Annotated in this window: 27 protein-coding genes and 1 pseudogene; 14 read left to right on the top strand and 14 right to left on the bottom strand. The window is 70.9% G+C overall.

Features of this window, described 5'->3' with window-relative positions:
- The first annotated feature begins 9 nt into the window (after positions 1 to 9).
- Together ACX80K_RS14800 and ACX80K_RS14795 are read left to right on the top strand one after the other, a co-directional pair.
- Positions 10 to 1566 (top strand): sensor histidine kinase, encoded by a 1557-nt coding sequence (locus ACX80K_RS14800; RefSeq protein WP_459272653.1) that lies wholly within the window; start codon positions 10 to 12, stop codon positions 1564 to 1566.
- 64 nt (positions 1567 to 1630) lie between these two features.
- Positions 1631 to 1921, top strand: coding sequence for a WXG100 family type VII secretion target (locus ACX80K_RS14795; RefSeq protein ID WP_459272652.1), 291 nt, complete (start codon positions 1631 to 1633; stop codon positions 1919 to 1921).
- 170 nt (positions 1922 to 2091) lie between these two features.
- Here ACX80K_RS14795 and groL read toward each other — a convergent pair whose 3' ends face one another.
- Positions 2092 to 3726 (bottom strand): chaperonin GroEL, encoded by a 1635-nt coding sequence (gene groL / locus ACX80K_RS14790; RefSeq protein WP_104181014.1) that lies wholly within the window; start codon positions 3724 to 3726, stop codon positions 2092 to 2094.
- Positions 3727 to 4240: 514 nt separating this feature from the next.
- On the opposite strand from groL, the pseudogene ACX80K_RS14785 reads away from it, so the two are divergent.
- A pseudogene (locus tag ACX80K_RS14785) lies at positions 4241 to 4366 on the top strand (NINE protein); the annotation flags it as partial.
- 303 nt (positions 4367 to 4669) lie between these two features.
- On the opposite strand, the gene ACX80K_RS14780 reads toward ACX80K_RS14785, so the two are convergent.
- Together ACX80K_RS14780 and ACX80K_RS14775 are read right to left on the bottom strand one after the other, a co-directional pair.
- Positions 4670 to 5299 (bottom strand): LytR C-terminal domain-containing protein, encoded by a 630-nt coding sequence (locus ACX80K_RS14780; protein ID WP_459272651.1) that lies wholly within the window; start codon positions 5297 to 5299, stop codon positions 4670 to 4672.
- A gap of 37 nt (positions 5300 to 5336) precedes the next feature.
- Entirely contained in the window at positions 5337 to 5639 is a 303-nt protein-coding gene (locus ACX80K_RS14775) for a DUF3263 domain-containing protein (RefSeq protein WP_459272650.1), read from the bottom strand.
- 109 nt (positions 5640 to 5748) lie between these two features.
- Here ACX80K_RS14775 and ACX80K_RS14770 point away from each other — a divergent pair, with 109 nt between their 5' ends.
- Positions 5749 to 6576 carry a uracil-DNA glycosylase gene (locus tag ACX80K_RS14770; RefSeq protein ID WP_459272649.1) on the top strand — a complete coding sequence of 276 codons (828 nt, stop codon included), beginning with the start codon at positions 5749 to 5751 and terminating at the stop codon, positions 6574 to 6576.
- A 115-nt stretch (positions 6577 to 6691) separates the two neighbouring features.
- Here ACX80K_RS14770 and ACX80K_RS14765 read toward each other — a convergent pair whose 3' ends face one another.
- Together ACX80K_RS14765 and ACX80K_RS14760 are read right to left on the bottom strand one after the other, a co-directional pair.
- Complete coding sequence (locus ACX80K_RS14765; RefSeq protein ID WP_459272648.1) at positions 6692 to 8305, bottom strand: threonine/serine exporter family protein; 1614 nt, start codon at positions 8303 to 8305, stop codon at positions 6692 to 6694.
- 118 nt (positions 8306 to 8423) lie between these two features.
- On the bottom strand, positions 8424 to 9497 hold the full coding sequence (locus ACX80K_RS14760; RefSeq protein ID WP_459272647.1) for a lipid II:glycine glycyltransferase FemX: 1074 nt from the start codon (positions 9495 to 9497) through the stop codon (positions 8424 to 8426).
- A 147-nt stretch (positions 9498 to 9644) separates the two neighbouring features.
- Between ACX80K_RS14760 and ACX80K_RS14755 the strand changes: the two genes are divergently transcribed.
- The 3 genes from ACX80K_RS14755 (at position 9645) to ACX80K_RS14745 (ending at position 12071) form a co-directional block, all read left to right on the top strand.
- On the top strand, positions 9645 to 10649 hold the full coding sequence (locus tag ACX80K_RS14755) for an aldo/keto reductase family protein (RefSeq protein ID WP_459272646.1): 1005 nt from the start codon (positions 9645 to 9647) through the stop codon (positions 10647 to 10649).
- Positions 10650 to 10669: 20 nt separating this feature from the next.
- A complete protein-coding gene (locus ACX80K_RS14750) occupies positions 10670 to 11515 on the top strand; it encodes an NAD-dependent epimerase/dehydratase family protein (protein ID WP_459272703.1) in 846 nt (281 codons plus the stop codon).
- Between the two features lie 103 nt (positions 11516 to 11618).
- A complete protein-coding gene (locus ACX80K_RS14745; RefSeq protein ID WP_459272645.1) occupies positions 11619 to 12071 on the top strand; it encodes a hypothetical protein in 453 nt (150 codons plus the stop codon).
- Positions 12072 to 12123: 52 nt separating this feature from the next.
- On the opposite strand, the gene ACX80K_RS14740 is transcribed toward ACX80K_RS14745, so the two are convergent.
- A complete protein-coding gene (locus ACX80K_RS14740; protein WP_459272644.1) occupies positions 12124 to 13620 on the bottom strand; it encodes a DHA2 family efflux MFS transporter permease subunit in 1497 nt (498 codons plus the stop codon).
- A gap of 301 nt (positions 13621 to 13921) precedes the next feature.
- Here ACX80K_RS14740 and ACX80K_RS14735 point away from each other — a divergent pair, with 301 nt between their 5' ends.
- Entirely contained in the window at positions 13922 to 15013 is a 1092-nt protein-coding gene (locus ACX80K_RS14735) for an alkene reductase (protein ID WP_459272643.1), read from the top strand.
- 32 nt (positions 15014 to 15045) lie between these two features.
- On the opposite strand, the gene ACX80K_RS14730 is transcribed toward ACX80K_RS14735, so the two are convergent.
- Positions 15046 to 15570 carry a hypothetical protein gene (locus ACX80K_RS14730; protein WP_459272642.1) on the bottom strand — a complete coding sequence of 175 codons (525 nt, stop codon included), beginning with the start codon at positions 15568 to 15570 and terminating at the stop codon, positions 15046 to 15048.
- Between the two features lie 124 nt (positions 15571 to 15694).
- Here ACX80K_RS14730 and ACX80K_RS14725 point away from each other — a divergent pair, with 124 nt between their 5' ends.
- Positions 15695 to 15841, top strand: coding sequence for a hypothetical protein (locus ACX80K_RS14725; protein ID WP_459272641.1), 147 nt, complete (start codon positions 15695 to 15697; stop codon positions 15839 to 15841).
- 101 nt (positions 15842 to 15942) lie between these two features.
- On the opposite strand, the gene ACX80K_RS14720 is transcribed toward ACX80K_RS14725, so the two are convergent.
- Positions 15943 to 16152 carry a hypothetical protein gene (locus tag ACX80K_RS14720; RefSeq protein ID WP_459272640.1) on the bottom strand — a complete coding sequence of 70 codons (210 nt, stop codon included), beginning with the start codon at positions 16150 to 16152 and terminating at the stop codon, positions 15943 to 15945.
- 169 nt (positions 16153 to 16321) lie between these two features.
- On the opposite strand from ACX80K_RS14720, the gene ACX80K_RS14715 reads away from it, so the two are divergent.
- On the top strand, positions 16322 to 17476 hold the full coding sequence (locus ACX80K_RS14715) for a baeRF2 domain-containing protein (RefSeq protein ID WP_459272639.1): 1155 nt from the start codon (positions 16322 to 16324) through the stop codon (positions 17474 to 17476).
- Between the two features lie 3 nt (positions 17477 to 17479).
- Positions 17480 to 19282, top strand: coding sequence for a thiamine pyrophosphate-requiring protein (locus tag ACX80K_RS14710; protein ID WP_459272638.1), 1803 nt, complete (start codon positions 17480 to 17482; stop codon positions 19280 to 19282).
- Positions 19283 to 19346: 64 nt separating this feature from the next.
- On the opposite strand, the gene ACX80K_RS14705 is transcribed toward ACX80K_RS14710, so the two are convergent.
- From ACX80K_RS14705 to ACX80K_RS14690, 4 genes are all read right to left on the bottom strand, one after another.
- Entirely contained in the window at positions 19347 to 19619 is a 273-nt protein-coding gene (locus ACX80K_RS14705; RefSeq protein ID WP_459272637.1) for a hypothetical protein, read from the bottom strand.
- Positions 19620 to 19727: 108 nt separating this feature from the next.
- The gene (locus ACX80K_RS14700) at positions 19728 to 20633 is read right to left on the bottom strand and encodes an SDR family oxidoreductase (protein WP_459272636.1); all 906 of its coding nucleotides are present in this window, start codon (positions 20631 to 20633) and stop codon (positions 19728 to 19730) included.
- Positions 20634 to 20772: 139 nt separating this feature from the next.
- Complete coding sequence (locus ACX80K_RS14695) at positions 20773 to 21153, bottom strand: hypothetical protein (RefSeq protein WP_459272635.1); 381 nt, start codon at positions 21151 to 21153, stop codon at positions 20773 to 20775.
- A 43-nt stretch (positions 21154 to 21196) separates the two neighbouring features.
- Positions 21197 to 21388 carry a hypothetical protein gene (locus ACX80K_RS14690; RefSeq protein ID WP_459272634.1) on the bottom strand — a complete coding sequence of 64 codons (192 nt, stop codon included), beginning with the start codon at positions 21386 to 21388 and terminating at the stop codon, positions 21197 to 21199.
- 126 nt (positions 21389 to 21514) lie between these two features.
- On the opposite strand from ACX80K_RS14690, the gene ACX80K_RS14685 reads away from it, so the two are divergent.
- Both ACX80K_RS14685 and ACX80K_RS14680 read left to right on the top strand, forming a co-directional pair.
- On the top strand, positions 21515 to 22018 hold the full coding sequence (locus ACX80K_RS14685; RefSeq protein WP_459272633.1) for a metallophosphoesterase family protein: 504 nt from the start codon (positions 21515 to 21517) through the stop codon (positions 22016 to 22018).
- A gap of 12 nt (positions 22019 to 22030) precedes the next feature.
- Entirely contained in the window at positions 22031 to 22912 is an 882-nt protein-coding gene (locus ACX80K_RS14680) for an MFS transporter (protein ID WP_459272702.1), read from the top strand.
- A 31-nt stretch (positions 22913 to 22943) separates the two neighbouring features.
- On the opposite strand, the gene ACX80K_RS14675 is transcribed toward ACX80K_RS14680, so the two are convergent.
- Positions 22944 to 23792: a universal stress protein gene (locus ACX80K_RS14675; protein ID WP_459272632.1), complete on the bottom strand. Its 849-nt coding sequence runs from the start codon at positions 23790 to 23792 to the stop codon at positions 22944 to 22946.
- Positions 23793 to 24082: 290 nt separating this feature from the next.
- Between ACX80K_RS14675 and ACX80K_RS14670 the strand changes: the two genes are divergently transcribed.
- On the top strand, positions 24083 to 24754 hold the full coding sequence (locus ACX80K_RS14670) for a response regulator (protein WP_459272631.1): 672 nt from the start codon (positions 24083 to 24085) through the stop codon (positions 24752 to 24754).
- On the opposite strand, the gene ACX80K_RS14665 is transcribed toward ACX80K_RS14670, so the two are convergent.
- Positions 24720 to 26402 carry a GAF domain-containing sensor histidine kinase gene (locus ACX80K_RS14665; protein WP_459272630.1) on the bottom strand — a complete coding sequence of 561 codons (1683 nt, stop codon included), beginning with the start codon at positions 26400 to 26402 and terminating at the stop codon, positions 24720 to 24722. The genes ACX80K_RS14670 and ACX80K_RS14665 overlap by 35 nt on opposite strands.
- Positions 26403 to 26407: the final 5 nt, after the last annotated feature.

Below are 26407 nucleotides of genomic sequence, written 5' to 3'. Positions count from 1 at the left end.
CGCAGCACCTTGATCAAGCGCTGGAACGCGGCGTCCCTCCGCTCGCAGCTCGTCGCGATCATCATGCTCCTCATGATCGTCACGGTGGGCATCACGGGTCTCGCGACGGTCTCCCTCCTGCGGGACGGCCTGATCGACAGGGTGGACGCCGACCTCCAGAACAACGCACGGGCCGTCGCTGCGGAGATCTACTCCGCCGAGCCGCAGGCCGACGGCGCCGTCCTGCGGTACTACGCGGCCGTACTGGACCGGAACGGCACCAAGCTCGTGGCGAACCAGTCCGAGGACGCCGAGGACATCCCCGACCTCGACGGCATCACGCAGCAACGCATCATCGACCTCGACGGCGACGGCTTCGATGTGGCCAGCACGGACGCGGACAGCCAGGGCTGGCGCGTGCGGATCTTCCGTTTCGCCAACACGGAGGGCTACCTCGCCATCGGCTCCCGGCTCAACACCGTCAACGAGTCGCTGCAGGAAGCCGGCGAGACCATCTTCACCTCCGGCCTGATCACCACGGCGCTCGCCTCGCTCATCGCCTTCGTCGCGGTGACCCGGCAGTTCGCACCCCTCGCCCGCGTGGAACGGACGGCGGCCGCCATCGCTGCGGGCGACCTCTCCCGCCGGGTCGCCGTCGAGCGGCCTTCCACGGAGATCGGGCGGCTGTCGCGGTCGCTCAACGCGATGCTCGCGCACATCGAACGCGCGTTCGCCGCTCGCACGACATCGGAGACGAAGATGCGGCGCTTCGTGGCGGACGCCTCGCACGAACTGAGGACACCGCTCGTCACCATCCGCGGCTATTCGGAGCTCTACCGGCACGGCGCCCTGCAGAAGGAGGAGGACGTCGCCGCGGCCATGGGCAGGATCGAGAGCGAAGCGGTACGCATGGGCCAGCTGGTCGAGGACCTCCTGACCCTCGCGAGGATCGACGAGCAGCGTCCCCTCGAGGTCAGGCCCGTGGATCTCATGGTGCTCGGCCACGACGCCGCCTTCGACGCGCGGGCCACGGCCCCGGACAGGCCGATCACCGTCATCGGGCTCGACGGCGGCCACCCGCGCTCGGCGCCCACCAGGGGCGACGAGGCACGCCTGCGCCAGGTCGTCGCCAACCTCCTGACCAACGCCATCCGCTACACGCCCGAGGGGACGCCGATCGAGATCGCGATCGGCGTCGCACCCGTCCTGCACGGTCACAGCGACGCCGTCCTGGAAGTACGTGACCACGGCCCGGGGATCTCCGAGGACGACGCCGCCAAGGTCTTCGAACGCTTCTACCGCGCCGACACGTCCCGTCACCGGGAGACGGGCGGCACGGGACTCGGGCTCGCCATCGTCGCGGCACTGGTCGCCCAGCACGACGGCTCCGTGCGGCTCGAGGAGACCCCGGGCGGCGGGGCGACGCTGTCCATCCGGCTGCCGTACGTGCCGGGCGAGGACCACGCCGACGACGGCCGTCCCGCCGATGAGGGCATCGACCAGGAGCACGCCTACTCGAACGGCATCACTCCTCCGCAGGCACCCTCGGCCAAGCCCGTTGTCCACAAGGACCGGGACGGCCGCTGACAGCCCCTCGACGTGCCCTAGCGTCGGACGCGTCAGGGAAACGCGAGCACACGGGAGCACAGCAATGGCATTCTTCAACGTCGACACCGACAGCCTGGCGGCCAGGAGCAGCCAGGTCCGGGGCACCATCACGAGGCTGCGTGCGGAGGTCGATTCCATGCAGGCCGGCTTGCGCGAGCTCGAGGGCCTCTGGACGGGTCAGGCCGCCACCAATTTCCAGCAGCTGATCCTGCAGTGGCGTGCCACCCAGCAGCAGGTCGAGGAGTCCCTCACCGGCATCAACGAAGCCCTCGATGTCGCCACCCAGCAGTACGCCGACGCGGAACTGAGCAACGCCCGCATGTTCCTGGGCTGATGCCTGGAGGTCGGCTGGTCCACGGGCGACCGGCAGGCGGCGCCTGCTGGGAGGAACTGCAGTCCAGGACGCCTGTGGTCCACGTCCCGGCCGCAGACGCCGGAAGGGGGGCACCCCCATTGGGGGTGCCGCCCTTCTCGTCCTGGATCGGCGGGTGGCGCCGGTGGGGGCTAGAAGCCGCCCATGCCGCCCATGCCGCCCATGTCGTCGCCGCCGCCGGCAGGAGCTGCCTTCTCCGGCTTGTCGGCCACGACGGCCTCGGTGGTGAGGAACAGGCCCGCGATCGACGCCGCGTTCTGCAGCGCCGAACGGGTGACCTTCACGGGATCGTTGATGCCGGCGGCGAGGAGGTCCTCGTACACGCCGGTCGCCGCGTTGAGGCCGTGACCCGAGGGCAGGCCGCGGACCTTGTCGACGACGACGCCTGGCTCGAGGCCGGCGTTGAAGGCGATCTGCTTCAGCGGTGCATCGATGGCGACGCGGACGATGTTCGCGCCCGTGGCCTCGTCACCCGTGAGCTCGAGGTTGGCGAACGCCTTGGCGCCGGCCTGGATGAGGGCTACGCCGCCACCGGCGACGATGCCTTCCTCGACAGCCGCCTTCGCGTTGCGGACGGCGTCCTCGATACGGTGCTTGCGCTCCTTGAGCTCGACCTCCGTGGCCGCGCCGGCCTTGATGACCGCGACACCGCCGGCCAGCTTGGCCAGGCGCTCCTGCAGCTTCTCGCGGTCGTAGTCGGAATCGGAGTTCTCGATCTCCGCACGGATCTGGGCCACGCGACCGGCGATGGCGTCGGCGTCGCCGGCTCCTTCGACGATGGTGGTCTCGTCCTTGGTCACGACGACCTTGCGGGCGGTGCCGAGCAGGTCGAGGGTGGCGGTCTCGAGCTTGAGGCCCACTTCCTCGGCGATGACCTGGCCACCGGTGAGGATGGCGATGTCGGCGAGCTGCGCCTTACGGCGGTCACCGAAGCCCGGGGCCTTCACGGCGACGGACTTGAAGGTGCCACGGATCTTGTTGACCACGAGGGTCGCGAGGGCTTCGCCTTCGACGTCCTCGGCGATGATCAGCAGCGGCTTGCCGGACTGCATGACCTTCTCGAGGACGGCGACGAGATCCTTGACGTTGCTGATCTTCGAGTTGACGATCAGGATGTAGGGATCCTCGAGCACCGTCTCCTGGCGCTCGGCGTCGGTGACGAAGTAGCCCGAGATGTAGCCCTTGTCGAAGCGCATGCCTTCGGTGAGTTCCAGCTCGAGGCCGAAGGTGTTCGACTCCTCGACGGTGATGACGCCTTCCTTGCCCACCTTGTCGAGGGCTTCGGCGATGAGCTCACCGATCTGCGTGTCACCGGCGGAGATGGACGCGGTGGCAGCGATCTGCTCCTTCGTCTCGATCTCCTTGGCGGAGGCGATCAGCTCGTCGGTGACGGCCTTGACGGCCTTCTCGATGCCGCGCTTCAGGCTCAGCGGGTCGGCTCCGGCCGCGACGTTGCGCAGGCCTTCCTTGACGAGGGCCTGGGCGAGCACGGTGGCAGTGGTGGTGCCGTCGCCTGCGACGTCGTCCGTCTTCTTGGCGACCTCCTTGACGAGCTCGGCACCGATCTTCTCGAACGGATCGTCGAGTTCGATCTCCTTGGCGATGGACACGCCGTCGTTCGTGATGGTGGGGGCACCCCACTTCTTCTCGAGCACGACGTTACGGCCACGGGGGCCGAGCGTTACCTTGACGGCATCGGCGAGGATGTTGAGGCCTCGCTCGAGGCCGCGACGGGCCTCTTCATCAAAAGAAATGATCTTGGCCATAACGGCTTAGGTCCTTTCGGGACGGTTGCATCTGAAGCACTTGAATGCTCTGCCTGTGTGCGGTGCCCGCGACGGCCGGACGGCGCCTGGACGATCTCTTTCACGTCCCGAGCGCCACCCCCACCACAGAGGTTTGCCTGCTTCACTCATCGCCCGCAGATCTAGCAGTCTGCGCGCGTGAGTGCCAACTCAATAATTAGCACTCTCACCCCGCGAGTGCAAGCCGCCCGGCCCTCCCCGGGACCCTCGCAGCAGTGCCGGGAACAACCGCTCCGGGGGACGTGGCGCACCGGGCGTCGACGGCATAGGTCGGGCCTCCGACGAGCAGAGGGGTGCACCGTGTCGTCGTCAGCAACCGGTCCCGAGGGCAGTCCGACAGGCAGGAACCAGCAGCCGATGCCCGGGACGGGAACCCCTCCGTCCTGGACAGCACTCCACGGGCGGCGCGGCCAGGGGTCAGGCTGTCCACGGGCAGGCACCCTACGCGCAGTCCCCGCCGACGCAAGCCGGCTACATGCAGGGCGGCTACAACGCGGGACAGTACGGTGGGCCGTACGTGCCCCAGAAGTCCCGGGTGATCGCCGGAGTCCTGGGGCTCCTGCTCGGATCCCTCGGCATCCACGGGTTCTACCCCGGCTACACGACGATCGGCGTCATCCTGGTCCTCCTGTCCACCGCACGCGTGTCCTTCACCTTCGGGCTCAGCGCGATCGCGGCGGGCATCCGGGGCCTCGTGGAGGGCATCCTGATCCTGGTCGGGTCCGGCCGGTTCCGGACCGATGCGCACGGCGTCCCCTCGAGGACTGACGGCCCGGCTCGCTCCAGCGCGGCCCGCCCCGCGTACGACGGGGCCATGAACTCCGGCGCCGACTCCACAGGGATTCGCGCTACCCGGCCCGAAGGCGGACGAGCAGGCATCCGGGCCCCTACGGAACCGGGTCGCCTACTGGAACTCCGGACCGAGCACCACCGAGATGTAGGGCGAGATCCCTGGGCTGTCCGTCAGGGTGCTGATGCCGAGATCGGCCGCCACTGCTTCCGCAGCCGGACGCTGCTCCTCGCCGTCGTAGAAGACTGCCGAGGTCTCCAGCTGCACCCCCGCCCAGTTACCGGGCAGCACCGACACCCAGCCCTCGGATGACAGCCGGGCCGCCGCCACGGACGCGAGTCCGGGAGAGCCCGTGCCGTTGAGGACATTGATCGTCTGGTTCCGGTCGGGATCACCGGCGTCTGCTGTCGACGTCGCGTCCACGCCCGGTTCACCGGTCCCCTGTCCAGCGGCGCCGGGCCCGGTCTGCTCGGAGGGGTCGCCGGATGGCTCGTCGTCCTGCGTGGTGGCCGCACCGGGTGTGCTGGTGGAGAGGCTGGCGGTAGCGCCGTCGCTCCCACCGGTGAAACCGAGCCGCGGAAGGAGGAAATACGCGCCCAGGCCGATCACGAGGGCGAGCACCCCCACCGTGATCCTGAGCCCCAGGCCTCCCGACCCTGCCGGGATGAGCCGTTCGCGGTGGACCCCCTGGCGCACGGAAGCCTCCGGGACCCTGTCGAACTCGTCCCGTGGGTGATCGGTCATGGAGTTGTCCTTCGCTCATGACCTTCGGCCGACCGGATCAGATGTCCGCGCCGAGACGGCGGGCCGACCGGGCCTTCTGGCGGGTGGACCTCAGGCGCCTCAGCCGTTTCACCAGCATGGGGTCGTGGGCGAGGGCTGCCTCGGTGTCGATCAGCGCGTTGAGCACCTGGTAGTAGTGCGTGGCGGACATGTTGAACAGGTCGCGGATCGCCTGCTCCTTCGCACCGGAGTACTTCCACCATTCGCGCTCGAGGGCGAGCATGCGCTGTTCGCGGTCACCCAGGGCCGGCTTCGCATCCTGCCGTGGCAGGGCGTCCGCGTGCCCGTCCGGCTCGGCCATCGCGCCACCGCCTTCCCTCTACCGGCACAACTGTCATCCCATGGTAGAGGGGAATTACACGCGTGTCATTCCGCCGGTGGCCCCGGGAGGGACGCGCGAGAATGGGGCCATGACCCACGACGACGGCGCCCTCTTCGATCTTCCCGACACTCTCCCCCGAAGCAGTCGGGCGAGCGGGCGCGGGGTCCGGGCGACGGCCGGCGCCGCCCCCTCACCCAGTGCCTCCGCCTTCCCGTTCGCGGCGCCGGCCGATGTCGGAGACCTCCTGCCCCCGGATTGGGCGGCTGTCCTGAAGCCCGTCGAACCGGTCCTGCACCAGCTCGCCGACTCCCTCGGCGCCGACCTGGACCGGGGTCGCCAGGTGCTGCCCGATCCACGCTTCATCCTGCGGGCCTTCACCACGCCGCTGGACCGCGTCCGGGTCGTCATCGTGGGGCAGGACCCGTATCCGACGGTCGGGCACGCCGTCGGGCTGAGCTTCGCCGTCGACCCCGCCACACGTCCCATCCCGCGCAGCCTGGCGAACATCTACCGGGAACTCGCCTCGGACACGGGTTCTGCGCCGCCCGCGACGGGCGACCTGTCCGGCTGGGCGGAGCAGGGCGTCCTCCTGCTCAACCGGGTCCTGACGGTCCGCGCCGGGGAGACGGCCTCGCACCGCGGGCTCGGGTGGGAGGCGGTGACCGACGCTGCCATCCGGGCACTCGTGGCCAGGGGCGGTCCCCTCGTGGCCATCCTGTGGGGCAAGGACGCCCTGCGCCTCAAGCCGCTCCTGGGCACGACGCCGACCGTGGAGTCGGTACACCCGAGCCCGCTCTCCGCCTCCCGCGGGTTCTTCGGCTCACGACCGTTCAGCCGCGTGAACGAGCTCCTGGCGCAGCAGGGCGCCGACCCGATCGACTGGTCGCACACCTCGGCAGCCCGCACCGGCGTCTGACAGTCGCCGGTCGATCAGTGTCGGTCGATCGGTGTCGGTCGATCAGTGTCGGCCCGAGCAACCGAACCCGGTCAGCGCAGCCCGCTCGGTCCGGCAGCCGACCCCGCCGGGAAGCCTACCGCCGACGGTTCCGCTGCCGCTCGTCGGAGCTGAGCTTCCTCGTGAAGGGCCGGGCCAGGTTGTCGCCGAGCACGACCCCTGCGGCGATCGCCAGGACGATGGTCAGGGCGTTGAACAGGCCGAACGCGCCGTCGTTCGCCACACCGGAGTCGATGGTGAGCATGTACATCGACCGGAAGATGGTCAGCCCGGGGTACAGGAACAGCACCGCCGGTACGGCGACGACCAGCTGCGGAGCCCCGAGTCGGAGGGCGACGACGCGCGAGAGCGCGCCGATCAGGATGGCGGCGAGGGCCGGGGCGAGCCGGTACCCGACGCCCGCGGCCATGACGCCGATCAGCAGGAGGTAACCGGCCACGGCGACGAGCGAGGTGGGGATGACGAGCCTCACGTCCGTCTGCTCGGCGATGCAGATCATGGCCACCGCGACGAAGATGAGCACGGCGACCACGGGCCACGGGTACTGGCTCCCCGGCGATTCCAGGACCTCGAGTTCCGGGATCCCGAGAGCTGCCCCGGCGACGAGCGCGACGGCGATACCCGCCACCAGCGCCGCGAAGACGAGGATCGCCGACAGGAACCGTCCGGCGGCCGTGACCGGGAAACCGTTGATGGCGTCCTGGGTCGCCGAGACGAGGCGGCCGGTGGGCAGGAGCAGGAGGATCCCTCCCACCACCACGAGTGCCGGGGCGATCGGCACCTCCAGCCACCAGAACAGCATCGCGATCAGGGTGACGAGCGCCGACGACGTGGCGACGGAGAAGAACTCCGGCACGCGCCACTCACCGAGCTTGCGGCTGACCAGGTCCACGAGGATGCAGCTGACGAACCCGACGAGCGACCCCAGCGCGCCCCCACCGACGAACGCGACGATGGCTGCCGAGAAGATCCCGAACGCCGCCGTCACCATCCAGCGCGGGAAGGGCTTGGGCCGGTGGGTGATCTCGTCGAGCCGCTGGGCGGCCTCCGTCCGGGAGACCCCGCCATCGGCGATGTCCGAGACGAGCCGATGGATGGCCGTGAGGCCGGCGTAGTTGTTCGTCCACGAGCGCACCACGCGCAGGACCGTCGTCGGCGTCTGGTCCTTGGCGGAGTAGTTGATCACCACCGACTGGTTGGTGATGTCCACCTCGATGTGGTCCAGCCCGAAGGCCGCCGTGACCGCGATGATGCTGGTCTCGACCTCGAGGGCTCCCGCACCGTAGCGGAACATGGTCTCGGCCAGGTTGAGGGCGAAATCGAGGGCCTTGCGGGCGCTGGCGTCGGGCCCGCCGACGTGGATCATCGGGTTCGCGTAGGGGCTGCCGGCGAGCCGCTCGACGATGCTCATGGCCTGGGTGGGCGGCGCCTCCCCCTGCACGAGGCGCCTGAGCACGGTGCGGGCCGCCGCGTTGGGACGGCTCGACGACGGGGCGCTCAGGGGGGTGGTCGGCAGGGCGTCGGTGGGCCGGGGCGGACGCTGCCGCTGCCGGCCCTGGCGCGGGGCCCTCGGCTGCGACGCGGGGCGTTTCGGGAGCACTTCCGGCCGCTCACCCTTCCCGGCGCCGCCCCTGCCGGCCGCCAGCTTCGACTTCTCGTCGTCCGACGGATCGAACGGGCGCTTGATCACCGGCAGCGCCTCCGCCACAGGCGATGGATCGGGTGGCCAGGGGCCCTTCGCCGGGGTCGAACCGTCTTTCACAGCGGCCTTTCATGGGTCGATCCCGCGGCGGTCCGCAGGATCTCCCTCAGTAGAACGGTTGGTGCGTGCGCCGCCAGTACACCTGGCGCGCCACACGTTCGGCGATCGTGTTCCACACACGGTACTTCCAGCCGCTGACCACGAGGTCGTAGCAGCCGGCGAAGTCCGTCACCGTCTTGGTGAAGCTCGTCTTGAACAGTCCCAGTCCGTGGTGCGGGTGGTCCTTGTCCTTGAGCTGGTCGCTGGGCGGTGTGCCGCAGAAGTCGTACTCGACGATCCCGAACTCGTCCTTGAGATCGGTGATGGCCTGCCACTGCACGAGGTGCGAATCGCCGTACTGGGTCCGCCCGGGACGGGAGCCGCCGTCCTTGTACGTGCCCTTCGTCCCGTAATTGATCACGAACGCGCCGACCGAGGGCTGCCCGTCCTCGTACACGAAGTAGAAGCGGCCCTGTCCGGCGTCCACGAAGTTCCGCCAGAAGCGGCTGTAGTACTCGAACGAGCGCATGCGGGCTGCGGACCGGTCCTCGATGTGCGCCATGAGCGAATACATGGCCCGGAAGGTCTCCTCCGTCGGTTCCATGCGCCGGACCTCGACGCCCTCACGGATGGCCCTGCGCACCGCATTGCGCCCGCGCGAGTGCAGGTTGCGCAGCAACTGGTTCGCCTCCGGCGTCGTGTCCAGGATGGCCGTGCTGTCGTTGGGCTGCAGGTTGAAGGTCTTGACGAGTCCCGCCGACCGCAGGGCCTCCCGCACCTCCGGGCCGTCCACGAGATCCGGTTCGACCTTGATCGCGAAGACGCGGTGCCCCTCCCTGCGGGCGAGGTCGGCGACCGCGCGCGCCGCCGCGGGCACGTGGGCGGCCTCGGTGACCGCGGGGCCCTTGATCAGGTACCACAGCGCCCCGATCAGGGGCACCTTCTTCTCCAGGACGAGGTTGTGGGTCGTATAGCCGGGTCCTTCGAGGACGACGAAGCGGGGCCTCCAGCCGTGGCGGGACTTCACCTCCGCGAACGCGGCGGAGGAGAGCATGTTGCCTCCTCCGGGGTTCGCCGTCACGAGGGAATCCCAATCCTGCTGCTCCGTCCCGGTGGCGAAACGAGCGCTGAAGTCGACCAATATTCCTCATTCACTGGTGGCGGCTACCGAAGGACGGCCTCAAGTCTAGCGGCTGCGCACTACCCCTCCGCGTTGCATGACGCACTGGTTGCCTGGGGGAACGGAGATTGCTGTACTCGCCCGGCCCGGATGGCTAGCATCGGCGCTATGGACTTCAGACACCTCGGAAACAGCGGCTTCAAGATCTCGGAGATCACCTACGGCAACTGGCTCACCCACGGCTCGCAGGTCGAGAACGACGTGGCGACACAGTGTGTGCGCGCGGCGCTCGACGTCGGTATCACCACCTTCGACACGGCGGACGTGTATGCGAACACGGCGGCGGAGACCGTCCTCGGCGAGGCACTGAAGGGCGAGCGCCGCCAGTCGCTCGAGATCTTCACGAAGGTGTGGGGCCCTACGGGGCCCAAGGGCCACAACGACGTCGGGCTGTCCCGAAAGCACATCATGGAGTCGATCGACGGCTCGCTGCAGCGCCTGCAGACCGACTACGTGGACCTGTACCAGGCCCACCGGTACGACTATGCGACACCCCTCGAGGAGACGATGCAGGCGTTCGCCGACATCGTGCGCCAGGGCAAGGCCCTCTACATCGGCGTCAGCGAGTGGACGGCGCAGCAGATCCGTGACGGACATGCGCTCGCGAGGGACCTCGGTTTCCAGCTCATCTCCAACCAGCCGCAGTACTCCATGCTGTGGCGCGTCATCGAGGGCGAGGTCGTCCCGACCTCGGAGGAGCTCGGGGTGTCCCAGATCGTCTGGTCGCCCGTCGCACAGGGCGTGCTGACCGGCAAGTACAAGCCGGGGCAGCAACCCGACCAGGGCACGCGGGCCTCGGACGACAAGGGCGGGGCCGACATGATCAAGCGCTGGATGGACGACGAGGTCCTCACGGGCGTCCAGAAGCTCGCACCGATCGCCGACGGCGTGGGCCTCACCATGGCGCAGCTCGCGATCGCCTGGGTGCTCCAGAACCCCAATGTCGCCTCGGCGATCATCGGGGCGTCGCGCCCCGAGCAGGTGGAGTCCAACGCGGCCGCCGCCGGCGTCAAGCTCGAGGACGACGTCCTGAAGGCGATCGACGACGCGATCGGCGACCTGGCCGAGACGGACGTCGCGAAGACGGTCTCCCCCGAGAAGCGGCCCGCCTGATGGCCGGCCAGGCGACACCGCTGAACGTCGCGGTCACCGGATCGAACGGCAAGCTCGGCCGCAGCGTGGTGCGCGGCCTGCGCGGGGCAGGGCACACTGTCCTCGAACTCGACCAGTACGGCGAGCGCAGCCCCGAGTTCCTGCGGATCGACCTGCGGGACTACGGCCAGGTGGTCGACGCCCTCCTCGGCGTGGACGACCGGCACAGCGGGTTCGACGCCGTCGTGCACCTCGGAGCCATCCCGGCTCCCGGGCTGCAGGCCGACGTGGCCACCTTCCACAACAACATGGCGGCCACCTACAACGTGTTCCAGGCCTGCCGGCGTGCCGGGATCAAGCGGATCGTCTATGCGTCCAGCGAGACCGTCCTCGGGCTGCCGTTCGACACCCCGCCCCCGTACCTCCCCGTGGACGAGGACTACCCGGCACGGCCCGAGAGCACCTACTCCCTGGTCAAGCACCTCGAGGAGCAGCTGGCCATCGAGCTGACCCGGTGGGACCCCCGGCTGAGCATCACGGCGCTGAGGTTCTCGAACGTCATGGACCCGGAGGACTACGCGGAGTTCCCGTCCTTCGACGCCGATGCCACCACCCGCAAGTGGAACCTGTGGGGGTACATCGACGGACGCGACGGCGCCCAGGCCGTCACGAAGGCACTGGAGAACGCGGCACCGGGCTTCGACCGCTTCATCATCGCCGCGGCGGACACCGTCATGTCGCGTGCGAGCGCCGATCTGGCGGCGGAGGTGTTCCCGGGCGTCGAGGTCACGCGGGAGGTGACCGGCACCGAGACGCTCCTGTCGATCGACAGGGCGCGCCGCGTCCTGGGCTACGAGCCGCGGCACAGCTGGCGCGATTCGCTGTAGCACCGGCGGTCCCGGCGGGGCGGCGGCGTCGACTGTCGCCCCACCGGGAACATCAGTAGGCTGATGATCGAACGATGCGCAGCACCGACGAAAGGCAGAGAAGATGACCGAGAACCTTCCCGACGAGGAACTGACCATCGTGGGCGAAGAGCCCGAGACGCCCAACGATTCGCTCGCGCCCGAGGCCTTCGACCCCGTGCTCGACGGCCGGCCGGACGAGTACGAGGGTGCGGCGGAGAACAACCCGGACCGTTGGCAGGAGGATCCCCTCCTGCAGGACGAGCCGGGCGTGACCGGGACCGGCAGCGACGAGAACGGCGTCGCGGCGATCGACGAGGAAGGCTACCTCAGCGACCAGACGCTCCGCGAGGAGACGTCCGAGGTGCGCTTCGAGCACGGGGACGAGCAGATCCCCCCGGGCGAGCCCATGCTGGGTGTGGCCGCCGCCGACGTCGATTTCGGCATGATGGAGGACGACGAGGTCGACGCGAGCGACGATCCCGCGAACCGCGGCGGCTCCCCGCTGAGCGCCATGGACGAGCAGGACGTCAAGTAGGCCGCTGCCTGCCCTGAACCACCGGAGCCCCGGGCACCCTCCCGGGGCTCCGTCATGTCCCCGGGCGTCCCCGATGCGCTCCGCTCCGAACCTCGTGGAGGGCACCGGGAGCGGCCGGTGTCCCTTCGACCGCACAGTGCGCCGGGTGCTCGCTCTCCGGCACGGCGGGGTTCCGGATGGTGACGGCGGCCAGGACGCCGCCCAGGACCAGTACTCCGGCCCCGATCGCGCAGGCCGCGTCGAACCCGGCCTTGAACACGACCGGATCGCTGTAGGCGTCGCCGGTCAGCCCCACGGCAGCCGGCAGGACGGCGATCGCGACGAGGCCCGCCGCCCGCGCCACGGCGTTGTTCACGCCCGAGGCCAGGCCCGCCTGGCGTTCCGGCACGGCGGACAGCGCCGTCGAGGTGAGGGGCGCCACGAGGAGCGACAGGCCCAGCCCGAGGACGATCACGGCCGGCAGGACGTCGGCGAGGTAGGACGCCCCCGGCCCGATCCGCGGCATGAGGACCAGCGCCACGGCACACAGCAGCGGCCCGACCGTCATGGGGATCCTCGGCCCGATCCGCGCACCGAGCGCCCCGGCGCGGGGCGACAGGACGAGCATCAGGGCGGTGATCGGCAGCATCGCGGTCCCGGCCCCGACCGGGCTGAAGCCCGCCACGACCTGGAGGTGGAGGACGAGCAGGAAGAAGATGCCGCCGAAGACGGCGTAGATGAGGAACGTGACGGCGTTCGCCGCACTGAACTGGCGGTTCGCGAAGATCCTCAGGGGAAGCATCGGGTGCGCGATACGCCACTCCACGACGAGGAACGCCACGGCGGCGACGAGGCCCAGGATCGCGGCCGCCAGGACTGCCGGAGCGCCGGAGCCCCGGGCCGGGGCCTCGATCAGCGCATAGGTGGTGCCGGCGAGGGCGAGGGCGCCGAGCACCGCGCCCGCGACGTCGAGCCTCCCCGTCGCATCGGCGTCGCGGGTCTCCGGGACGTGCCGCCCGGCGATCCAGACGACGACGGCGGCGATCGGGACGTTGAGGAGGAACACCCAGCGCCAGGAGACGCTCTCGACGAGCCAGCCGCCGAGGAAGGGACCGATGGCCGTGGCCACTCCGCCGAGGCCCGACCAGGCACCGATGGCCCGCGCACGGTCCTCGCCGGAGAACCCGGCCTGGAGGATCGCAAGGCTGCCCGGTGTGAGCAGCGCTCCTCCCACGCCCTGGAGGGCGCGCGCCGCGACGAGCAGGCCGGCGTCGGGTGCCAGCCCGCACAGCAGGGAGGCGACGGCGAACCAGACGACGCCGGTGACGAAGATGCGCTTCCGCCCGAACCTGTCCCCCAGGGACCCGCCCAGCAGGATGAAGGAGGCGAGCGTCAGGGTGTAGCCGGTCACCATCCACTGCAGGGCGGCGAAGTCGGCACCGAGATCGGCTCCGATGGTCGGCAGCGCGACGTTCACCACCGTGGCATCGATACCGGCCATGCCGGAGCCCAGCACCGTCGCCAGCAGGATCCACCTCCCGGACGCCGTACCCATGCGGATCTCGCTCATCGCTCTCCCCTCGTCCCCCGTGGGCGGCCTTCCCGCGCCCTCCGGCGACGCATACGGCCCAGGTACCGGACGCGCCGCCTCCTCGTCCCGCGCCCGCGGGACCACCGACGCCGGGTCCCGTCCGTGCACCGCAATAACGCACAGTGTGGCACCACCGTCGCCCGGGCGACATCCCCTCCTGGAACACCGCGCGGCGATCCTGCCGGCCGGCCTACGGGGCGTGACTCGGCCCACACCCGGAATAGCCGTCGCTCCGGCCCGGTTACCGCCCAGTAGTAAACTCCCACGGAAAGTAGGCCTCGTGAAGCTGTTCTCCCCCCTGACCCTCGGCACGCTCGAACTCCCCAACCGCGTCGTCATGGCGCCGCTCACCCGGGTGCGCTCGGGCGATGCCGGCATCCCCGGCGACATCGTCGTCGAGCACTACCGCCAGCGCGCATCCCTCGGCCTGATCGTCAGCGAGGGGACCTACCCCAGCCACGCCGGCCAGGGCTTCCCGGGCCAGCCGGGCCTCGTCGAGGACGAGCAGCTCGCCGGCTGGAAGCGGGTCACGGATGCGGTGCACGCCGACGGCGGGCGCATCGTGGCACAGGTGATGCACGCCGGCCGCGTCACCCACCCGGACACCAACGGCGGCTACGAGGTCGTGGCCCCGAGCGCCATCGCGATCGACGGCACCACGCGCACCAGCACGGGCAAGCAGCCCTACCCCGTCCCGCACGCCCTCACCACCGAGGAGCTCCCCGTCATCATCGAGGAGTTCGTCACGGCATCACGCCGGGCGATCGACGACGCGGGCTTCGACGGAGTGGAACTCCATGGCGCCAACGGCTACCTGCTGCACGAGTTCCTGTCCCCGGAATCGAACCAGCGGACGGATGCCTTCGGCGGCACCCCGGAGAAGCGGGCCCGGTTCGTCGTCGACCTCGTCACAGCCGTCGTGGCCGAGGTGGGCGCAGAGAAGGTCGGGTTGCGCATCTCGCCCGCCCACAACATCCAGGACGCCCTCGAGACGGAGGCTTCCGAGGTCGCGGCCACGTACGGGACACTCGTGGACGCCCTGTCGCCCCTGGGCCTCGCCTACCTCAGCGTGCTGCACGCCGACCCCACCGGCGAGCTGATCCAGGACCTGCGGAAGCGTTTCGGCGGACCCGTGCTGATCAACAGCGGCTTCGGTGTGATCACCAACCGTGAGGAAGCCATCGCCATCCTCGAGGACGGCGTCGGAGACGCGGTCGTCGTCGGCCGTCCCGCCATCGCCAACCCGGACCTGGCGCGTCGCTGGCGCGAGAACCTGCCGGAGAACGAGCCGAACCCGGCGACGTTCTACTCGACCGGGGCCGAGGGCTATACCGACTACCCGTTCTACGACGGCTCGGTCGACGCCAGCTAGTCCACCGCTCGACCGCCCGGAAGGCGCTCCCGTCAGGCGACGGGGGCGCCTTCGTGTGTCCCGTCCCTGTGCGGGGCAGGCGCACCGGGGCCACGGCGGACCAGCCGGTCGCGCAGGCGTGGACACTGTGCGACCACCCAGGCGATCAGGAGCGCCGCCGCGAGGTGGGTGTGGAGCATCAGCATGACCTCGGGCGAGTGGCCCTGGCCGGCGCCCGACCCGACCGGCACCTCCCCGCCGTGGTGCACCCCGGTGGCGGGGACCGTCGACGACGGCGCCGCCCCGAGGCCGCCGAATAGCCAGTGGAGCATCTGCTGCGCTGCACCGAGCAGCAGCAGCACGGCCCAGCCGGGTAGCCGGGCCCGCGCCACGAGGGTGGCCGCCAGGACGGCGAGCGCCGCGAGGCCGCCGAGGACGGGGGCGCTCGGCAGCACGCCGCCGGAGAGCGCATGCACGGCTGCTCCGAGGCCGAGCGACAGCAGCCCGACGCCTGCCGATGCCACGATCGGGAGGGCACGATCGACGGGTCGGGAGGCGGTGTCCCCTGGGGCTTCCATGGACTGATCGTAAGCATGCTGAAGAGCCTGCGTCACGCCGAAGGTGCGGGTTATGCTCGCGACGGCCGGTCCGTAGACTGACCGTAAGGGGGCTTACCTTCCCCGCAACCGAAAGGACGAGCGCATGTCAGAGAATCCCGGCGACCACGACCGCACCCACACCGAGGCTCCCGCGGAAGGCGATACGGACGCCGCGCCGGAGACCATCCGGGTACATGCCGAAGATCCTGCCGAGGGCGCGGACTCCGACGACCAGGACGGCGGGTCCTAGGAGCCACTCCCACCCGCCAGGCATCCACGGGCGCCGGCCTCCGGGCCACGCGCCCGTGCGTCCAGGGGCCGGGGCCGACGACCGGGTTCAGGGGCCGGGGTTCAGCGCGTACCTTCGACGACCTCGCCGAACGGGACCTCCTGCGACAGTTCGGCCTGCCGGTCCACGGCGTGGCTGCTGACCAGGATGCCGTACTTGCCCTCGGCGACGGACTGCTTCATGACCATCAGGACGGTCTCTGCGAAGCCCTCGTCCTGGGCCTCGAGAAAGGTGATGTAGGCGGGAGGGAGGTTCTCGGGAACGGTGAGCATGACCTCACGCTACCCGCCCCCACCCATGGCTGCCGAGTGTTTTTCAAGCCCCGCAGCGGACGGATCGGATCTCCTCGACCCCCTTCCCCGGTGGTAGACCATAAGGATCCTCCTCCGGGCACGGACCTCCGCCCCGGGAACAGCACCACTGACACGACAGGGGATCCTCGTGACGCACCTGCTCAAAGACCACGCGCACCTGTTCGAGCTGTCCGGCCCATGGACCACCATCTACGTGGACGGCAGCACCGGCACCGTCGACGGCCTGGTGCGGAACGACGCCCTCCCCCGGAGCGTCTCGAAGGAGCTGGAGGGCGCGGGCGCCCCCGCGCGGGACGTCGAGGCCGCGGCCGCCGCACTCGGCACCAGCGCCAGGGGACTGCCGGACCCGGTGGCGCGCTACGTCCTCGTGAACGACGGGCGGGCGGTCGTCGACGAGTTCCTCCCCGGCACCCTCGTCGGGCCCGCCGTGACGGCCGTCGGCCCCGTTCCCGACCTCACCCCCCTGATGCGGCACACTCCCGACGACTTCGCCTACGTCGTGGCGGAGGTGGGCCACCATGGCGGGGAGATCTACCTCCGCTCTGCGGACGGCGACGGCGCGCACCTCAGGACCGGGGACCCCGGCGCCGTGATCGAGGGCGACACCGACAACACCCGCAAGCTGCCCGGTGGCGGGTGGGGCCACAGGCGCCTGCAGGGACACGCCGAGAAGGTGTGGAAGATGAACGCCGGTGAGGTCGCCGCGGAGATCGACCGCATCTCCACCCGACACCGCGCGCAGCTCATCGTCCTGGCCGGGGACATCCGCGCCCGGCAGCTCGTGGCCGACCAGGTGTCGCACGAGTCCCGCGCCAGGCTCGCCGTCATCGAGGCGAACACGCGCGCGGCCGGCGCCGACGAGGAGAGCTTCCGCCGCGAGGTCCAACTGCTCGTGGCACGCACGATGGCCGACCACCAGCACGCGCTCCTGGAACGCCTGTCCGAGAAGGCGGGCCAGGGAACGGGCACGGCCGCCGTGGGCCGCGCTCCGGTGATCGCCGCCCTCCAGCAGGCCCAGGTCGAGTCCCTGCTCCTCGAGACCCCGGCCTGGGACGGCGAGACGCTCCTGGCACTCGATGCGGCACCGTGGATCGCGACGTCGGAAGCGGAGACGCTGGGGGCAGGAGTACTGGGCGAGGTCCCTGCCGTGGCGGCCCTGCTCCGCGCGGCGGCCCTCACCGACGCGCAGGTCACCCTCTATCCGACGGGCGCCCTCGGATCGAAGCCCGTCGCAGCGCTCCTGCGCTGGCCCACGAGCCCCGACCTGCCGGGCACGGCCTAGCACATGGCAGGGGACGCGACAGCCGGTACCGTGGCGGACTTCGTCGTCCGCCGCCTCGCCGCATGGCGGGTGGACCGCATCTTCGGGTACAGCGGGGACGGTATCAACCCCCTGCTCGGCGCGCTGCGCCGGGCAGGGGCGCCGTCGTTCGTCCAGGCACGGCACGAGGAGGCCGCGGCCTTCATGGCCGTGGCCCACGCGAAGTACACCGGCGGCATCGGCGTGGTGACGGCGACCCAGGGACCGGGTGCCGTCCATCTCCTCAACGGCCTGTACGACGCACGCATGGACAGCGTGCCGGTCGTGGCGCTCGTCGGGCAGCAGCACCAGACCGTGCTCGGATCCGCCTATCAGCAGGAGATCGACCTCCTCGGCCTGTTCAAGGACGTCGCGTCCGCGTTCTGCCAGCAGGTCGCGAACCCCGAGCAGCTGCCCATGGTCCTCGACCGGGCGTTCAAGTCGGCGCTCGCCACCCGGTCGCCCACCGTCGTCATCCTCCCGCACGACGTCCAGCAGGCGCCGGCACCCGGGACACCGCACGAGCACGGCGTGGTGCCGTCGTCGCCCGTGTGGTCCACGGGATGCGTGGTACCGAGGGAGTCGGACCTGCACGACGCCGCCGCGGTGCTCAACGCGGGGCGGAAGGTCGCGCTGCTCGTCGGACAGGGCGCGGCGCACGCACAGCGGGAGGTCGCCACCATCGCGGACCGGCTGGGTGCGGGGATCACGACGAGCCTGCTGGGCAAGCCGTTCGTCGACGAGTCCCTCCCCCACGTCGCGGGCACCATGGGCCACCTCGGCACGACGGCGAGCGCGTACCTCATGGACAACTGCGACACGCTGCTCGTCGTCGGCTCCAACGATCCCTGGACCGAGTACTACCCCGCGCCCGGACAGGCGCGTGCCGTCCAGATCGACATCGACCCGAAGGCCATCGGGAACCGGTACCCCGTCGAGGTCGCGGTGAACGGCGACGCCGCGGCCACCCTCACCGCGCTGTCTCCCCTCCTGCACCGACAGCAGGACCGCTCCTGGCGTGCGGACGTCGAGGAGCAGGTGCGGCGATGGCACCGGGTCGCGACGGAGCGCGCGAGGACACCCGCGGTGCCCGTGAATCCCGAGCGTGTCGTGTACGAGCTCAACGCCGCACTGCCGAATGACGCGCAGGTCGCCGTCGACGTCGGGAGCTGCGTCTACTGGTACGCGCGCCAGCTCCGGCTGCCACGGGGGGTCCCGGCCCACCTCTCCAGCACGCTGGGCTGCATGGGCGCCGGCGTCCCCTACGGCATCGCCGCGAAGCTGGCGCACCCGGGCCGACCCGTCGTCGTGCTCGCCGGGGACGGCGCCATGCAGATGGCAGGTCTCGCCGAGCTCGTGACCGTGTCCGGGTTGTGGCGCGGCTGGGCCGATCCCCGGTTCGTCGTGTGCGTCTTCTCGAACGGCGATCTCGCCGAGGTGACCTGGGAACAGCGCGAGATGGAGGGCGAACCCCGGTTCGAGGCCAGTCAGGCACTGCCCGCCGTCGACGTCGCGGCCCATGCCCGGCTCCTCGGCCTCGACGGCGTGAGGGTCGAGGACCCGGAGGATCTCGCCGATGCCTGGCGGCGGGCCTTCGCCGCCGACCGCCCGTTCGTCCTCGACGTGGTGACCGACCCCGACGTCCCGCTGCTGCCGCCCCTCCCCGCCGGTGCGGTGAAGCTCGCCGCCATGCGGGGCGCCATCGACCAGGAGCCCGCGGGCAGCGCCGCCGGCCTCCTACGGCGCTATGCGGAGATCGAGGAGAACACGGGCGGCCGCGCCTCGTGAGCCGGCTGCGCCGGCGCACCGCCGCGGTCACCGACCGGGCGCGCAGGGGCAGCGACGAAGACGCCTAGCGGCGTCGCCTCTGCGCGGCATGCCGGCCGAGTTCCGCCACCGCGGCCGCCGCGATGACGAGCGAGAGTGCGACGACGGCCAGCATCACGTACAGCAGGACGAGGGTGGTCATCGGCGAGGAGGCGGTATGGAGGATCCGCAGTCCGCCGAACAGCCCCACGGCCCAGAAGATCCCGACGCCGAGCAGCGCATAGGCCGCACGTCCCTGCCCGCGGTCGAAGCCCATGCTCCGGGCGCACTGCGCCAGGAGGCCCTGCCATTGGTTCATAGCTCAACTATCACTGTGCCGCGGAACAGGGCTGCGTGCCGCGGCTATCGTGTCGCTCACATTGACAGTGATCCGGACCCGTGCTGCGCCGACCGGCCCCTGTCCGCTTCAGCTCCCGGGCGTGCGCCGCAGCCATGGCAGCAGCCGCCATCCCCCCGTCACCCCGGTGACGTCCCGATCGGCGCGGAACACGTTGCCTGGAGCCGCGGGTGTCGAACCGCTCCTGAGCGCCAGGGCGACATAGGCACGGGCGACCACCGGTTCGTAGACGGCGGGTGCCAGGGCACGGGCATGGACGAACAGCGACTGGACGCGGCCCACCTGGGTGAGACGCCGGGGCCTGTGGGAGACGCGGACGATCGCCCGTGCCACGCGCACCGGGTCCGAGACCGGCGGGAGCGGCCGCACGGGGCGGCCCGTGTAGTTCGCGGCGTGCTGGTGGATCGGGGTGTCGATCGTGGCCGGCAGGACGGCGCAGACGTGGATGCCGGGCGCGCCCCGCAACTCCATGCGCAGCACCTCGAGGAACCCGAGGAGCCCGAACTTGCTCGTCACGTAGGGGCTCACGAGGGGCGAGGTGATCCTCGAGTAGACGGACGCCACGGACACGAGGACACCCCGGCCCTGGCGCCGGAAGACCCGTAGCGCCGCACGGGCCCCGTACACCTGGCCGAGCAGGTTCACCTCGATGAGCCGGTCGAAGACCTCCGACGGCGTCTGCTCGAACGTCCCGAAGCTGTACAGCGAGGCGTTGCCGACCCATACGTCGATACCGCCGAACCGCTCCACGGCGGCCTCGGCGAGGCGGTCGACGTCGGCCTCGGAGGAGACGTCGGTCGGGACGGCGATGGCCATCGCTCCCCGGCTCCGGCATTCCGCCGCGACGGCCTCGAGCGTGTCCGCGTCCCGTCCGGCGAGGACGAGCCGGGCGCCGTCCTCCGCGAAGCGGCGCGCCGTCGCCCGCCCGATACCGCTCGATGCCCCCGTGATGACCACGATCGTCGCCTCACCCATCCGTCCGCCTCCTGTCCACCACGATCCCGCACGGTCCCGTGCGGGCTTCCCTCCGAGTCTTCGCGACCGGTTCCGGTCCGTCACGCACGAAGGGAGTGCTCCGTCGCGGAGCACTCCCTTCAGCCAGGCATGACGGCGGTCAGTGGCCCCGGTGCTGATCCCCGTCCGGAGTGACGTCCGGGTCCACCTCGTCCGCCGCCTGGACATGGTGCGTCACCTTGTCCCGCAGCCCCTGGGCATCGTTCTGGCGCTCCTGGGCCTGCCGCCGAAGCCGCTCGGCCTCGACCTCTGCCCGCTGCGCCTCGGCCTCCGCCATGGAGGCCTTGGCCTCGCGCTCGCGGGCCTCGAGCTCCGTCGCCCTCGCTTGCTCCCGCATCTCCGCGGCGCGCTCCCGGTCCTTCTCCTGCTGCCGCTGCCGCTGGGCAGTGCCGCGCCTGCGCGCCAGGAGCGCCACCACGGCGATGACCGCCAGGAGGACCACGATCCCGACGATGATCCACACCACTTGACCTGTATCCATTGCTGACTCCTCCACTCGTCGACGGCGCGTGGCGCCGGACCGGTTAGCCGCCGAAACCACCGAGGCCGGGGATGTTCCCCAGCAGGTCCTTCGGGTTGATACCGAATTTCGCAAGGAGGTCCGAATGCTGCTCCGGGTCCACCCGGTCCGGGAGCTCGGACCGCGCCTGATCGGCCTGATCGGGCCTGCCCTGGCTCTTCAGCAGGTCGATGATCTGCGACGTGTCGATCTGCATGACGGCCTCCTCGTCGTCCCGCACGCCTGTTACTAAGCGGGCTTACGAAAGCATGGCACAGGGTCCTCGACTTGTCACGAGTACCTATCCGTAGGGGGTGGCGCGCAGCCACAGGACAATGGCTCCATGGACCTCACCCTGACGCTCCTCGCCGACACCCACCTACCGAGGCGCGCGAAGGGGCTCCCGGCGGAGGTATGGGCCGCGATCGAGTCGGCGGACGTCGTCGTGCACGCCGGGGACTGGACGGAGCCGGCGCTGCTGGACGAACTGGAGTCCCGCTCGCACCGGCTGCTCGCCTGTCACGGGAACAACGACGGCCCGGATCTCCGGCGCCGGCTGCCGCTCGTCGCGAGGGCGGAGCTCGAGGGCGTGCGTCTCGCCGTCGTGCACGAGACCGGCCAGAAGCAGGGCCGTGAGGCCCGCATGGCCGCGCTCCATCCCGACGTCGACGTCCTCGTGTTCGGGCACAGCCACATCCCCTGGGACACGCGCGCCGACTCGGGGCTGCGGCTCCTCAATCCCGGCTCCCCCACCGACCGCCGCCGCCAGCCGTACTGCACCTACATGACGGCCGTCCTCGCCGCGGGCCGCCTCGACGTGACGACGCACCGGCTGCCCCCGCGCTGACCGGGGACCAGGATCCGTCGTGGGTCCAGGAGGCACCCCTTCGCGCCGACTCCCGGGCAGGCCATCGCGGGCGCCCGGCAGTGGCGTGCGGTGTTCTGTGCGCTCGCGCTCATCGGGCTCGCGCTCGTCCTGATCGTGTGGCGCTTCATGCCGGAGTCCCCGCCCCGCGAGAAGCGGCGCTCGGGCGATCCGCGCCAGGTCGCCGCTGGTCACCTCGCACTGCTCCGCGACCGGCACTTCCTGGCCCTCGCGGTGATCCCCGGTCTCGGCCGCGCCGTGATCATGAGCTGCGTCGTCGGCTCCCCGTTCTTCCAGGACGAGTACTGCCTCGGCCAGGGTCCGTTCGCCGCCGTGTTCGCGCTCAACGGTGCGGCGATCGTCGGGTCGGCGCAGCTCAACGCGGCCCTGGTCCGGCACGCCGCCCCCATCCGGGTGCTCCGGGTGGCCGTGATCGTGCAGCTGGGGTGCGCCTTGATCCTCCTCACCCTCGTCCTCACCGGTATCGGGGGCATCGTCGGCCTCGTCACGGGCCTGTGGCCGGTCCTCGGGACACAAGGACCGATCCCCGCGAACGCCTCCGTGCTCGCACTGCACGATGACGGGCACATGGCCGGCACCGCCGCCGCCGTCATCGGCGCCCTGCAGTCCGGGGTGGCCGGCCTGGTCAGCCCGTTCGTCGGCCTCCTCGGCGGGGACCCGCTCGCGATGGCGTGCGTGATGCTCGCCGTGGCCGCACTCACGCCGGTGGTCCTGGCGGTCGGCACACCCGCCTACCGGAAGGGCGGCCGGCCCGAGCGGGACCGCCCGGATCCGAGGCCGACGGCGTCGGCCGGGGAGACGGAGGAACCCGAGGCCGAGCAGGTGGAGGCGCAGGGGCCCGACCAGCGCGCGTGAGCACACCGGTGGATCCTCGCTCGAAGGGGCGTCACGGGACGATCCCGATGTTCTCCCTGGCGTGGTGGAGGACAGCGTGGACGGTGGAACCGAGGCGCGCCTTCGGGACGCTGCCGCCCCTGGCCCCGAGGATCACGCAGCAGGCGGTCGCGGACCGCTGGACGATGAGTCCTGCGGCGGAGGTGCCCGCCACGGACTCCTCCGTCACGGACAGGTCGTCCGCCGCACCCAGCAGGGTGGCGGCCCGCTCGAGGAGAGGATCCCGTCCCTCGGCCGGGCCGGCCGCCTTGCGCCGCCGGTGCACGCGCACGTGGAACAGCACCAGGCGCTTGTGCAGCGTCCGCGCGAGATCGGCGGCCATCGCCGTCGCCCTGTCGCTCGCCGGTGACCCGTCCACCGCGGCGACGACGGTGTCGTAGGTCGGTCTGGCTTCCCGGACGACCACGATGGGGCAGGAGGCACTCGAGGCGAGGCGCAGGCTGACCGACCCGATCAGCAGTTCGGCGAAACCACCGAATCCCCTCGTCCCGGTGACCAGGAGCGATGCTCCCGCGGAGAGCCTCGTCAGCGTCTCGGGGGCGAACCCGACGACGAGGCGTGCGCTGACCGGGAGGTCGGGCTCGGCCCGGGTGGCGAGGCCCTCCCCCTCGGCCACGACCCTCTCGGCTTCCCTGCGCAGGCCGCTGTCCTCGACGCCTGCCACCGGACCGAGATCACGCGTGAAGAACGGCCACGCCCAGCAGTGCACGACCACGAGGGGCAGCTGTGCGGCGACGGCGTACCGGGAGGCCCAGAGGACGGCGCGCTTCGCCCCGTCGGACCCGTCATAGCCGACGAGGACCGGCCTGCGGGGGGTGGTCCCGGCGATCCCCTCGGTCATGTCGCAGCGCCCACCCGCTCGACGGTCGGGGTCCCGAGGCCCCGCTGGCCAGAATGCATGACGGTTGCTCCTGAATCTCGAGCATTCTCCTTCCTCCATGGTGGCAGCGCCGGCCGTTCCGGGGTAGGGCCGAACGGCCCGGAGTGCAGGGCCGCGAGCGCGGGGGCCGGACCCCGCCCAGAGGAGTGGGAAGGGTCGTTCGGCCCTCCCCGGGCACCGCCGACGGGGTGATGATGGTTCGCAGGAGCCTGCTAGCGCAGGCGCGGACCTGCTGACGTGGAGGTGTGGAGATGCCCGGCATCGGAAAGAGCACGGCACAGCGGCAGGTCTCGGTGTTCCTCCTCGACGATCACGAGTTGGTACGCCGCGGGCTCCGCGAACTGCTGGAGGACGAGGGCTTCGTGATCGTCGGGGAGTCCGGGTCCGCGGAGGAAGCCGCGCGGCGGATCCCCGCCCTGTGCCCGGACGTGTCCATCCTCGATGCGAGGCTGCCGGACGGCACGGGGATCGAGGTGTGCCGTGACGTCCGTTCGGTGGATCCGTCGCTGGCCTGCGTGATCCTGACCAGCTATGACGACGATCAGGCGCTCCGCGGCGCGATCATGGCCGGGGCGGCGGGATACATCCTGAAGGAGATCCTCGGATCCGACCTCGTCGAGAAGGTACGCCTGGCCGCCGGGGGCGGATCCCTCTTCGCGGCAGGGGTCCGGGAACGGATCGTCGCCGGGCTGTCGGACGCGTCCGGCGAGGACCCGCGCCTGGCCGGTCTCACGAGCCAGGAGAAGCGGGTGCTGGCGCTGGTCGGAGCCGGACTGACGAACAGGGAGATCGGCACGGAGCTCTTCCTCGCCGAGAAGACCGTGAAGAACTACGTGTCCTCGCTGCTGTCGAAACTCGGGTTCCAGCGCCGTACCCAGGCGGCCGTCTTCATCTCCCGCCCTGCGCGCTCTCCGTCCTCCTGACGTCGACGGGCATCACGAGGTGGATGCGCGTGCCGCAGCCGGGGGTGCTGGTGATGGAGATGGTTCCTCCGCAGAGTTCCGCGCGCCGCCTCATGTTGGCGAGTCCGCTGGCGCGGGTGGGCTCCGAGAAGCCCCGGCCGTCGTCGTCGATCGACAGGTCGAGCTGCCCGCCCGCGACCCCGAGCGCGATGGTGATGGCCTGCGCGTCCGCATGCCGGAGCGCGTTCGAGAGCCCCTCGCGGAGGACGGCCCTCAGGTGATCCGCCCGCTCCCCCTCCACGAGGGAGTCCAGCGGACCGGAAAGGTGGAGGACCGGCTCGAGGTCGTGCCCGTCGAAGGCGTCGGCGACGAGGGAGAACACGGTCGAGGTGAAGCTCGGGGCCGACTGGGGGACGGACCGCAGGGAGTAGATCGTGTCGCGCAGCTCCCGGATGGTCGCGTCGAGTTCGGTCGTGACCGCTGAGATGCGGTCGAGCGCGTGGGCGTCGGCCGTGTATTTCCGGAGGGTCTGAATGCTGAGGCCCGCCGCGAACAGGCGCTGGATGACCACGTCGTGGAGATCCCGCGCGATGCGGTCCCGGTCACCGAACACGGCCTCCTGCTCCCGCCGGCGGTGTGCCCGGAGCAGTTCGAGGGCCAGCGACACGTGGGAGGTGAAGGACCGCATCATCTCGTGGTCGACGTCGGAGAACGCAGTGGCGCCCGGGGCGCGCCCGATGACGAGGTAGTGCCGTTCGCGTTCGCCGGGGAGCCTGCTGCACAGGGCCGCGTCGATCGTCCCCGCCGCTGTTCCGGGGAGCACCAGCGCGACGTCCGGTCCGGTGATCAGGGCAGGAGGCGAGGAGGCCGTGAGGTCGTGCAGGACGGGGCCTCCCCTGGCGCGCCGTCCGAGGTGGGCCGCGGCTCCGACGCCGTCCGCGGCCTCGCAGATGAGGCCGCGGTGGTGGCCGAGGTCCCGGAGGACGACCACGAGGGTGCTCTGGGAGGCGTGGAGTGCATGCCGGGCGACCAGCTCGTGGTCACTGTCCGCTTCGCTGTGTCGCCCGAGGAGTTCACGGGCGGCATCGATCCCGCCTTCGAGCCACCGGGTCCTGCGGTGCGACTCGTCGAAGAGCCGCGAGTTCTCGATGGCGACGCCGGCTGCGGACGCGAGGGCGACGACGAGCTGCTCATCCGCGTCGGAGAAGTCCGCTCCCCCGCGCTTCTCCGTCAGGTAGAGATTCCCGAAGACCCTGTCGTGGATGCGGATCGGGACACCGAGGAAGGAGGTCATCTGGGGATGGTCGGCCGGGAAGCCGTAGGCGAGGGGGTGCCGGCGGAGATCGGCGAGGCGGACCGGCCGCGGCTCGGTGATGAGCAGCCCCAGCACGCCGTGGCCTCGCGGGAGGAGTCCGATCCTGCCGATCTCGTCGTCGTCGAGGCCCACGGTGATGAAGTGGCCCAGCATCCGGTCCGGGCCGATGACGCCCAGCGCCCCGAACCGGGCGTCGACCAGCTGGCAGGCGGCCGAGACGACCCGTTCGAGGACGGTGTCGAGGTCGAGGTCGTCCGCGATGGCGGCGAAGGCGGAGAGGAGGTCCTCGATGCCGGTGGCGGTCGGGGAGTGCGCCGGCGTCCCCGGTGGCAGGTACTGCGGCTGTGTGTTCACAGAAC

This window comes from Arthrobacter sorbitolis (assembly GCF_054510995.1).
The sequence above is the reverse complement of the archived record's forward strand: the minus strand, read 5'-3'. Positions and strand labels throughout refer to the sequence as shown.